This window comes from Megamonas sp. Calf98-2, assembly GCF_900110235.1.
GTDB lineage: Bacteria > Bacillota > Negativicutes > Selenomonadales > Selenomonadaceae > Megamonas > Megamonas funiformis.
The window spans coordinates 42,214-51,531 of the sequence record NZ_FOCY01000021.1; the positions used below are offsets into that span (position 1 = coordinate 42,214).

General features: G+C 30.4%; 9 protein-coding genes and 1 rRNA gene. 3 read left to right on the top strand and 7 right to left on the bottom strand.

Annotated features, from left to right (window positions below):
* Window positions 1-48: 48 nt before the first annotated feature.
* Window positions 49-1,665: a potassium/proton antiporter gene (locus BMX03_RS07605; RefSeq protein ID WP_022228708.1), complete on the top strand. Its 1,617-nt coding sequence runs from the start codon at window positions 49-51 to the stop codon at window positions 1,663-1,665.
* Between the two features lie 81 nt (window positions 1,666-1,746).
* Here the strand turns inward: BMX03_RS07605 and fucO are convergent, their stop codons facing one another.
* From fucO to BMX03_RS07620, 3 genes are all read right to left on the bottom strand, one after another.
* Window positions 1,747-2,898 carry a lactaldehyde reductase gene (gene fucO / locus BMX03_RS07610; RefSeq protein WP_015563060.1) on the bottom strand — a complete coding sequence of 384 codons (1,152 nt, stop codon included), beginning with the start codon at window positions 2,896-2,898 and terminating at the stop codon, window positions 1,747-1,749.
* A gap of 193 nt (window positions 2,899-3,091) precedes the next feature.
* Complete coding sequence (locus BMX03_RS07615) at window positions 3,092-4,255, bottom strand: MFS transporter (RefSeq protein ID WP_022228709.1); 1,164 nt, start codon at window positions 4,253-4,255, stop codon at window positions 3,092-3,094.
* Window positions 4,256-4,400: 145 nt separating this feature from the next.
* The gene (locus tag BMX03_RS07620; RefSeq protein ID WP_091694683.1) at window positions 4,401-5,564 is read right to left on the bottom strand and encodes an MFS transporter; all 1,164 of its coding nucleotides are present in this window, start codon (window positions 5,562-5,564) and stop codon (window positions 4,401-4,403) included.
* A gap of 147 nt (window positions 5,565-5,711) precedes the next feature.
* On the opposite strand from BMX03_RS07620, the gene BMX03_RS07625 reads away from it, so the two are divergent.
* Both BMX03_RS07625 and BMX03_RS07630 read left to right on the top strand, forming a co-directional pair.
* Window positions 5,712-6,134, top strand: a complete 423-nt coding sequence (locus BMX03_RS07625; protein WP_091694686.1) for a MarR family winged helix-turn-helix transcriptional regulator — start codon at window positions 5,712-5,714, stop codon at window positions 6,132-6,134.
* A 2-nt stretch (window positions 6,135-6,136) separates the two neighbouring features.
* Window positions 6,137-6,808: a YczE/YyaS/YitT family protein gene (locus BMX03_RS07630; RefSeq protein ID WP_091694689.1), complete on the top strand. Its 672-nt coding sequence runs from the start codon at window positions 6,137-6,139 to the stop codon at window positions 6,806-6,808.
* Here BMX03_RS07630 and BMX03_RS07635 read toward each other — a convergent pair.
* The 4 genes from BMX03_RS07635 to rrf form a co-directional block, all read right to left on the bottom strand.
* A complete protein-coding gene (locus tag BMX03_RS07635; protein ID WP_008539080.1) occupies window positions 6,805-7,137 on the bottom strand; it encodes a DMT family transporter in 333 nt (110 codons plus the stop codon). The two genes, BMX03_RS07630 and BMX03_RS07635, sit on opposite strands and share 4 nt — an antisense overlap.
* A gap of 11 nt (window positions 7,138-7,148) precedes the next feature.
* Window positions 7,149-7,475, bottom strand: a complete 327-nt coding sequence (locus tag BMX03_RS07640) for a DMT family transporter (RefSeq protein ID WP_008539081.1) — start codon at window positions 7,473-7,475, stop codon at window positions 7,149-7,151.
* A 135-nt stretch (window positions 7,476-7,610) separates the two neighbouring features.
* Window positions 7,611-8,981 (bottom strand): glycoside-pentoside-hexuronide (GPH):cation symporter, encoded by a 1,371-nt coding sequence (locus tag BMX03_RS07645; protein WP_022227914.1) that lies wholly within the window; start codon window positions 8,979-8,981, stop codon window positions 7,611-7,613.
* 209 nt (window positions 8,982-9,190) lie between these two features.
* Window positions 9,191-9,307 (bottom strand): 5S ribosomal RNA (gene rrf, locus BMX03_RS07650).
* Window positions 9,308-9,318 lie beyond the last annotated feature (11 nt).

Consider the following 9,318-nt stretch of genomic DNA (forward strand, 5'->3'; position numbering starts at 1 on the left):
TGAGATAATTTTCATATATAAATATAATAAAAAGGATAGATTATACATATGACTTTATTTCTTTTAATCAGTGCAATTATCTTGATTGCTTGCGTAATTGGAAGTAAATTATCTACTCGTTTTGGCGTACCTACACTTGTATTTTTCATTGGTCTTGGTATGCTCTTTGGTTCTGATGGTTTATTTAAAATTCATTTTGAAGATTATTCTCTTGCCGAAAAAATCTGTTCTGCCGCTCTCATTTTCATCATGTTTTATGGTGGCTTTGGTACCAAATGGAAAACTGCTCGTCCTATAGCTAAACAAGCTGTTTTACTGAGTACTTTTGGCGTATTTATCACAGCTGCACTCACTGGTATTTTTTGTCATTTAGTATTAGGTTTACCACCACTTGAAGGATTATTAATCGGTGCTGTGCTTAGTTCTACTGACGCCGCTTCTGTCTTTTCTATTTTGCGTTCACAAAAATTAAATCTAAAATACAGTACTGCTCCTATGCTAGAAATTGAAAGTGGTAGTAATGATCCTTGTGCTTATATGCTGACCATAATTTTATTAACTAGCATTGGCAGCAGCTTAAACTTTTTTGATATTTCCTATTTAATTTTTGCTCAATTTGCTTATGGAATTATCATGGGTGTTGTCTTAGCCTTTATCGCTTCTTGGATATTAAAAAATGTTCAATTCGGCGAAAATGGTTTTGACTCTATCTTTTTAGTTGCTATTGCCTTAGCTGCTTATGCCCTTCCTTCGTTAGTTGATGGCAATGGTTATTTAAGCACTTATATTGCAGGTATCATCTTAGGCAATCAAAATATCCCGAAAAAGAAAAATCTCGTAAATTTCTTCGATGCTTTTAATGGCATGATGCAAATGCTCATCTTTTTCTTATTAGGTTTATTAGTATTTCCTTCAAAATTACCATATTATTTTGTTCCTGCTTTATTTATTGCTATTTTCCTTACATTCATCGCTAGACCTATAACCATGGCAATATTATTATCTCCATTTAAAGCTCCTTTAAATCAACAATTAATCATGTCATGGGCAGGTCTTCGTGGAGCTGCTTCCATCGTTTTTGCGATCGTCGCTGTCGTATCACCAAATTATGCTGATGACTCAATTTTCTCCATAGTTTTCTGTGTCGTGCTTTTATCTTTATTATTCCAAGGTGCTTTATTACCGTCTGCTTCAAAACATCTAAATATGATTGATGAACACGAAAATGTATTAAAAACTTTCAATGATTACACTGACGAAAACAATATCCATTTCACTTGTTTAGAATTAAATAATTCACATCCATGGATTAATAAACAAATTCGCGATATCGGTTCTATCCCAGGTACATTGATTGCTGCTATCTTGAGAAAAGGAGCCACAATAACGCCAAAAGGCGATACCTTCTTGCGCGATGGAGATACACTCATCATTTGCGCTAAAACTTATCAAGGCAACGATAATATCACTTTAAATGAAATAAATATTGATTCTAATAATGAATTCATTGGCAAAAAACTTCGCGATATTGATATCAAAAAAGATTCACTTGTTGTTTTAATTCAACGAAACGGCGTAGATATCATACCTGATGGCGATACTATTCTAGAAGAAAAAGATACGCTTGTAGTTTTCTCTCAAAAAAATCTTTTTCATTTAGCCTAAATTAAAATCAAATATAAAATAAAAAGATAGTTATAAGACAAAATTTAGTCCTATAACTATCTTTTTTTAATTTAAATTTTATTACATGATAGATTTATAAATTTCTTTAATAGCTTCTACACTTACATTTCTTGGATTTCCTGGTGTACAAGCATCAACAAAAGCAGATTCAGATAAAAATTGAAGGTCTTCTTCTTTTACACCTAATTGAGTCAATTTCTGAGGAATTCCTACATCTACACTCAATTTTTCTACGGCTTCAATACAAGCCTGACGAGCCTGTTCAATACTCATATCTTCTGTATTTTTTACGCCCATAGCTACTGCGATATCACGATATTTATTTGCTGTTGATGGCGCATTAAATTTCAATACTGGTGTTAATAAAATAGCACAAGCAACACCATGTGGAATGTCATATACTGCACTCAATGGATGAGCCATAGAATGTACTATACCTAAGCCAACATTAGAAAAGCCCATTCCTGCAATATATTGACCTAAAGCCATTTGTGCTCTACCTTCTGGATCGCCTTTAACAGAATCTCTTAAAGAACGAGCTATGATTTCAATAGCTTTTATATGCATCATATCTGTTAATTCCCATGCACCTTTAGTGATATAACCTTCGATAGCATGAACAAGTGCGTCCATTCCTGTTGCTGCACAGAGTTTTGGTGGCATAGATGCAGTCATATCTGGATCGATAATTGCCACTACTGGAATATCATGTGGGTCAGCACAAACAAATTTACGATTTTTTTCTTCATCAGTAATTACATAATTGATAGTTACTTCTGCTGCTGTACCAGATGTTGTGGATACGGCAATAATTGGCATTGCTTTATGTTTAGTTGGTGAAGCACCTTCTAGACTTCTAACATCAGCAAATTCTGGATTTTTCATAATGATAGCAATTGCTTTACTTGTATCAATAGCACTACCGCCACCTACAGCAACAATTACATCAGCACCACATTGTTTACAAAAATCCACGCCTTCAGTAACATTTTTGATTGTAGGATTAGCTTTTATTTTATCATAAATTTCATAATCTATTTTTGCTTCATCTAAAATATCACATACTTTTGTAGCTACTTTGAATTTAAGTAAATCTTTATCTGTAACTAACATAACTTTTTTCAAGCCACGATTAATTACTTCATTTGCAATTTCTTTTATTGCTCCTTTGCCAAAATAAGATGTTTCATTTAATATTGTTCTACAAATCATTTAAATGCCTCCATTTATAATATATGATTTAATTGTTCTTTTTTTCACAAAATTTCATTTAAATATACAATAAACAAAAATCAAATTTCTTTTTCTTATTATAAGTCATAAATTAACCTAAATCAATATAAAACAACATAATTTTATATAAAAAAAAGATATTCTCACTAGAATATCTTTTTCTTGCTTATAATCATTTTAATCTATTAAATACATATTTTGCCATAACAACTTGTATGATAAATAAAATCATCAATAAATAAAATACGGATATAATTCCTATTCCTTGAGCGATAAATCCCAAGATAGCAGGCCCTAATATAACGCCTGTATAACCCATACAAGTTACTGCTGTAACAGCAGCATTTATTGGCATATCTTTTTGATATTGCAACAAACTATATAATACAGGCACAATATTTGCAGCTCCTAAACCAAGTAAAACAAAACCAATCAACATTAAATAGAAAGTATCTATAATAATTATCCATAAAAATCCTAATCCCGCTAAACTACTTCCTAATACTACAGCTTTTTCCTCGCCTAAAAATTGTACTACTTTATCCCCAATTAAACGCATGATAAGCATTGCTACAGAAAAAACAGCATATCCTACACCAGCTAAAGATAATTCTACATCTTTTACCTCAGCTAAAAATACACCGCCCCAATCCATGATTGCACCTTCGCCTAAAAAGCTCACACATGCTAAAATGCCGAATAAAACAACAATTCCTTTAGGAATAGCAATCGCACTTTCACTATTAGCACTTTTATAATCTAAAAAATATCTGCCAAAGAAAATTACAATAGCTAAAATTATTAAACAATGAATAATTGCTATAAAAAATACATCAAGTCCCATCTTAGCTAAAATACTAAATAAGCCAGCGCTACAAAAACAACCAACACTCCAAAAACCATGCATACTAGACATCATGCGTTTTTGCGATAATTTTTCAACAACAACAGCATTGATATTCATACAAACTTCTATACAACCCATAATAGCGCCTACTACAATCAAACAAATAGCATATGACCAAACATTAGGTAAACAAGACAACGCTACTAATACTATCGCAAATAAACTACCTGTAGTAACCATCACTTTTTTACAACCAAATTTTTTGCCTAAAAGACCGCCAATCGGTATAACAATAAAAGCACTTATACCTATGCACAATAATAATAATCCCAAAATATCTGCTTCAATATGTAAACGTTCTTTAATCATAGGTATCATAGGCGCCCATGTGGAAATGGCAAAACCTGGTATAAAAAAAGCCATTCTAGCTGCATATTGTTCTTTTTTACCGACCTTAAACTGCATTAACTCTTTGTCTTCTAAACTCACAAATAAACCTCTTTTCTTTTTTTTATTTTAGATAAACTCCTATATATACATATCATATTATATGAAATTAATAAAAAAAGCTATAATAATAAAACCTTGTATAGCCTAATTTTTTTTAGCTATACAAGGTTTATTTTTATTATATTTAATTTAAAACTTTAAATACATAAGAAGACACTATTGCTTGCAAAATAAACAGTCCAGCTAAGATACAAAATACTGTTACAATACCAATCCCATGAGCAATAAAACCTAATAGCGCAGGACCAAACATTACTCCTAAATAACCCATACTAGTAACAGCTGTTACTGCTGAATTTATGGGCATTTCTTTTTGTCTACCCAATAAAGTGAATACTACAGGAACAATATTTGCAGCTCCAAAACCAAGAAGAATAAAACCAAATTGCATCATAAAGAAATTATCAAAAACAATAGAAATTATATATCCTATACTTGCTACTATTCCACCAAAAATAACAACGCGCTGTTCACCTAATTTTTGTACTACTTTATCACCAATCAAGCGACCAATGAGCATCGCTGCTGAAAATACTGCATAACCAACACCAGCTAAAGATAAATCTACACCTTTAGCTTCTGTCAAAAATACACCACTCCAGTCCATCATACCACCTTCACCCAAAAAGGATATAACGGCTAAAACTCCAAATAAAGTTACAATCCCTTTTGGTATAGCGATAGCTTTACCATTACTAGCACCTTTATACGGTAAGAAATATCTACTGAAAGCAAAAATAATCATGAAAATAATAATACAATGTATAATTGCTATTTGACTAATACCTAAACCTAATTTGGCCAAAATACTAAATAAACCAGCTCCAGCAAAACAACCTACACTCCATAAAGCATGCATACCAGACATCATGCGTTTTTTGGAAAGTTTTTCTACGATTACTGCGTGAATATTCATATTTACATTCAATATACCACCTATAGCACCTAAAACAAATAAAAAGATAGCATACATATAAATATTAGGTAACATGGATAATATTATAATTTCTACACCCATGCACAAACCCATAACACGCAAAACTTTTTTACAGCCAAATTTTTGTGCAAACAATCCAGCTATAGGCATCATCAAAAAAGAACTTACACCAATACATAATAACAATAAACCCAATATATCAGCGCCAATTTGTAAACGTTCCTTTATAATCGGTATCATTGGTGCCCATGTAGATATACCAAAACCTGCAACAAAAAATATTATTCTAGCTGCATATTGTTCTTTTTTCCCCACTTGAAGTAAATTCAAATCCTGTTCTTTTACACTCAAAATATTATCACCTCTTACTAAAAATACTGATATATTATATCTATACTTCTATTTTCTGTCTAGTAGGATATTTATATTATTTGTTGACATTCAATTTATAGCTTTCTATAATATAGTTTGATTTCAAACTATACTGGAGGTAATAAAATGTTATCTGACGAATTGCATTTTCTTTTATTAAAAAGTTTTCATCATAGTAACAAAAATATTGTCCAAAAGATTTCGTCATTAAAGCTTTTACCTGGTCAACCCAAAATTTTAGAATATCTTTTAGAACATAATGGCTCTATAGCTAAAGATATAAGTAACTATTGCGTCTTAGACAAATCAACTATCACCAGTTTATTAGTTCGCATGGAAAAAGATGGTTTAATTACGCGAAAAGCACATTCTACAGATAAACGTTCTGCTTATATCTATCTGACTGAAAAAGGTCTTCAAATGGCTCATAAAGTAAAAGAAATTTGCTTTAGCATTGATGATAAAGCCTTAAAAAACATTCCACCTCAAGAAAAACAACATCTTTTAAAAACACTTAATACAATAATCAAAAATTTAGAGGAGGAATAATCTTGAAAGTCATATCTCTACGTTATTTTTATTTCTTTTTAGGTATTATTATAAATTCATTTGGCATAGCTTTTATCACCAAAAGTAATTTAGGTACCTCACAAATATCATCTATTCCTTATATTTTTAGCCTTGAATATACCGATTTCAGCTTTGGTTTAACGACCTTCATCTTCAATATAATTTTTATCTTAATTGAAATAGCACTTTTACGCCGTGATTTTGAACCTATACAATTTTTACAAATAGTAGCCAATATCATATTTAGTTTCTTCATTGATGTTAGCATGAATTTACTATCAGCCTTTGAGCCTGAAACCCTTATCGTAAAATTAATATTGCTTTTTATTGGTTGCTTTATTTTAGCAATAGGAATTTCTATTGAAGTCGCTCCTAATGTAATTGTTGTTCCTGGAGAAGGCGTTGTCCGTGCTTTAGCTTTAGTCATTGCTTTGAAAAAGCCACAAATAAAATTTGGTACAGTAAAAATCTACTTTGATATAACTTTGATAGTAATTGCTTGTATATTATCCTTTATCTTCTTTGGCGAATTAAATGGTATCGGCATTGGTACTATTATCTCTGCTTTATTTGTTGGTAAATGCATCAATATCGTAAATAAATATTTTAAATTTCTCACTCATATCCGCAATCTACAATATATAAAATCTTAAGAAACTAATTTTAAACCAACAACAGAAGATAAAATCATTGCTATACAAACAAGTCTTTTCCAATTTGCACTTTCACCATAACGAATAATTCCCACCAAAACACCACCTACTGAACCAATTCCTGACCATACTGCATATGTAATGCTCATTGGTAAAGTTTTCAAGGCTAAATTTAATAATAATAAACTTGTAGCAAAAGCTAATACCATTTTTATAATTAAAATTCCAGATTTTTTTAACCCTAAATGCTTAACTAATTGCCACTTATTCATATAATTTATACTTAAAACTTCTAAAAGTCCTGCAATAACAACATAAATCCATTCCATAATCAATCATCTCATCTTTCTACTTTTTCATTCAATAATTTCAAGCCAATAACACCTAAAATCAAAATAATAATAAATAATAATTGCCAAAAACTAGGAAAAATACCAAAACCTAAAAATTCAACTAAAATAGTACCAATTGCACTTAATCCTACAAATACAGAATATGCTGTTCCAACGGGAAGTGTATTACCTGCTGTAATTAAGCAATAACTAGAACCCAAGATAGCTAAAATTGTTATTGCCCACTCCACAGGTAATACAGCATATTTTAAACCAGTTACCCAGATTAATTCAAAAAAAGTTGCTCCTATAATTTTTATCCAACCAATATTCATAAAAAAACCTCCTAAAACTAAAAATAAAAAGGCTATAGACTGCTGTTTGATTCAGAAACAGCAAAATCTATAGCCCTTTTTCATGGCAAATTTACTTATAATAGATTATCAAAAAAAATTTTTTCTGTCAATTTGCTAATTATTATTTTTACGCATTATAACTAATTCATCTAAGATATTTTGATAAAAACTTCCATTTAATTTATAAAATTTAAGATAGATAAATAAAATAATAATAAATAATGAAGCAGACGCCACAAACATCATTAATCTAAGACCTAATATCGTATCTGCAGTTTGCATTACATTTGGTACATAACCAACTAAAGATAAAACCATTGCCCCTATAAAGCCAGCTATAGCTGAACCAAATTTTGCTGTAAAAGTTTGCACCGAAAAAACTATTGCTTCACTTCTAACACCACATTTATATTCACCATAATCAACTGTATCTGCTAACATCACTGTAGTTGATACACCAGCCAAAGCATTTCCTAAACAAAATAAACTAGCTACACTAAAAAATAAAACAACACTTGCTTTGTGGTCATCGCCAACAAAAAACATACCCAATAAACCTAAAACTAATAAAACAGCAGATAAAATATAAACTACTTTTCGTGAAAATTTATTTGCTAAAGATGGAAAAGCTATCAAACCTATAGAGCCAACAATAAAATTAACTATGCCAAAAATAGAAAACCATTCTTCATGACAAACTACATATTTGAAAAAATAAATATTCATTCCAGTCCATAAAAATACTGCAATTTGCTGTAATATCGTCATAAAAATAATAATTAATAATTGATCATTTTCCTTCAAAAAATTCAATACTTCACTAAGTTTAATATCTCTTTTATTTTTTATAACTACATGTTCACTAACATTTCTTACACATATTATTTCACAAATATTGAATACAACAGCTACAATCACGGCAAATCTCAAATAGCCATCACTTTCACTAGCTCCCATATTCACACCTAAACAAGCGATTACTAATAAACCAATTGTAGACATCATTTGACCACCAAAAGTCGCAAATAATCTAGATAACATAGAAATTTCATTTCTAACCTTAGCATCATTTGAAAATGCCGGTATCATTGCCCAAAAAGGCACGTCCATCAAGGTATATGTAAGACTCCATAATAGATATGTAACAATACACCAGACATTTATCAAAATTCCCTGTAAAAAAGTTGCCGGATTTAAATATAATAGAATTAAAACGAAAGAATTTATTATTGTTCCTATTAAAATCCAAGGGCGAAATTTTCCCCATTTAGTTTTTGTATTATCAACAAGCCAACCCATAAAAGGATTAGTAATAGCATCTACAATGCGAACCACTAAAAATAAAGTACTCACAAAAATTAATGATACACCAACAACATCAGTATAAAAAATCATCAGAAAAGCAGCTATCATATTATAAATAAAATCTTTTCCATAAGCTCCTATTCCATAAGATAATTTCTCTTTCCACAAAAGTTTTTCCATAAATAAATTTGCTCCTCCATTTTTTTAATTTTTATAAAATAAAAAGACTATAACTCCTCTGTTTTATTCAGAAACAGAAAAAGTTATAGTCTAAAATGACGAATTCAATATTTTTCTATGGAAATATTATGCAAAATTTTTAATGAGTTGTCAATAATTATTCATAAAATATAAAGAAAAAAGCACTGAAGTATTCAGTGCTTTTTCTTAACTGGCAACTTCCTATCCTCCCAGCACGTCTCCATGCAAGTACTTTCGGCCTCTAAATGCTTAACTACTGTGTTCGGTATGGGTACAGGTGGAACCATTTAGGCATCGTCACCAGATATTCTCTTTT

Excerpts from the sequence above, each read along its gene's own strand:
- BMX03_RS07605 (WP_022228708.1), top strand. The coding sequence starts at position 49 with ATGACTTTATTTCTTTTAATCAGTGCAATTATCTTGATTGCTTGCGTA.
- BMX03_RS07645 (WP_022227914.1), bottom strand. The coding sequence starts at position 8,981 with ATGGAAAAACTTTTGTGGAAAGAGAAATTATCTTATGGAATAGGAGCT.
- BMX03_RS07635 (WP_008539080.1), bottom strand. The coding sequence starts at position 7,137 with ATGGAATGGATTTATGTTGTTATTGCAGGACTTTTAGAAGTTTTAAGT.
- BMX03_RS07640 (WP_008539081.1), bottom strand. The coding sequence starts at position 7,475 with ATGAATATTGGTTGGATAAAAATTATAGGAGCAACTTTTTTTGAATTA.
- fucO (WP_015563060.1), bottom strand. The coding sequence starts at position 2,898 with ATGATTTGTAGAACAATATTAAATGAAACATCTTATTTTGGCAAAGGA.
- BMX03_RS07625 (WP_091694686.1), top strand. The coding sequence starts at position 5,712 with ATGTTATCTGACGAATTGCATTTTCTTTTATTAAAAAGTTTTCATCAT.